Origin of the sequence: Curtobacterium sp. MCBA15_005, from assembly GCF_001864855.1 — a bacterium.
In the GTDB taxonomy this organism is placed as follows: domain Bacteria; phylum Actinomycetota; class Actinomycetes; order Actinomycetales; family Microbacteriaceae; genus Curtobacterium; species Curtobacterium flaccumfaciens.
Window position 1 is genome coordinate 1,065 of sequence record NZ_MJGL01000040.1, and the last position, 1,030, is coordinate 2,094.

The 1,030-nt window shown below is 73.0% G+C and carries 1 protein-coding gene and 1 pseudogene; one reads left to right on the plus strand and one right to left on the minus strand.

All coding sequences use genetic code 11. The features are described 5' to 3' along the window. Positions 1–191: pseudogene (locus tag BIU89_RS12945) on the plus strand (DUF58 domain-containing protein); the annotation flags it as partial. 13 nt (positions 192–204) lie between these two features. On the opposite strand, the gene BIU89_RS12950 reads toward BIU89_RS12945, so the two are convergent. Continuing rightward, positions 205–1,030, minus strand: an 826-nt coding sequence (locus BIU89_RS12950; RefSeq protein WP_071247119.1) for a stage II sporulation protein M, incomplete at its 5' end; no start/stop codon positions are given.

Sequence of the window (1,030 nt, forward strand, 5' to 3'; positions counted from 1 at the left end):
CGGGCCTCCCGACCGGCGCGGAGCGCGACGTCTACCGACGCGCCGCCGCCGAACGCAGCCTGCTCGACGCGGACGGCGCGGCCGACGTCGCACGGCGGTCCGGCGCCGAGGTCGTGCGCGGCGCACCGGCGGACGTCCCGCCGCTCGTCGCGGACGCGTACATCCGGGCGAAGGCCACCGGCCGGCTCTGAACCGGGACGGGCGCTAGCCGGCCACCAGGGCGGTGGAGCCGCGCTCGAACTCCTCGAGGTCGCCGCGCTCCCCCGCTCGGTACGCGCGGCCGCCGAGCACCCACTGGTAGGCGAGCACCGCGACCAGGGCGAGGGTACCGATGCCGATCTTGATCGGCCACGGCCAGTCCTGCCGCGTCACCACGCCCTCGACGATGCCGGACAGCAGCAGGGTCAGGGTGAGGCCGATCGCGATGGTGATGAGCGCACGGCCGTCCTCGGCGAGGGCCTGGGCGCGGGTGCGTCCGGACCCCGGCGCCACCCACGACCAGAAGATCATCAGCCCCGCGCCGCCCGCGAGGAACACCGAGTAGAGCTCGAGCTGCCCGTGCGGGAAGATGTAGAGGAAGAAGTCGGCCAGGCGCCCCTGGGAGTGCATGATCGCCGCGGAGACCCCGAGGCTGACGGCGTTCTGCATGATCGAGAACGGCACGAAGACGCCGGTGATGCCGAACGCCACCATCGTCGCGGCGATGTAGGCGTTGTTCGTCCAGACCTGCGCGGTGAAGGCCCCGAGGCCACGGTCGGAGTAGTAGTCGACGAAGTCCTGCGTGGCGTACCGGCGCAGGGCCTCGTCGCTGCCGAACGTCGCCGTCGCACCGGGGGTGGTGGTGATCCAGACGGCGACGATCGCCGCGATCGCCACCGTCGCGAGCGCGACCCAGATGGTCACCCAGCGGATCCGGTAGAGCGCCGCGGGCAGCTGCCGCGTGAAGAACAGGGCGACGGCGGTCAGCGGGTCGACGGGGGTCCCCGTGAACCGCAGGCGGGCGCGGAACAGCGTCAGCGAGAGCCGGTCG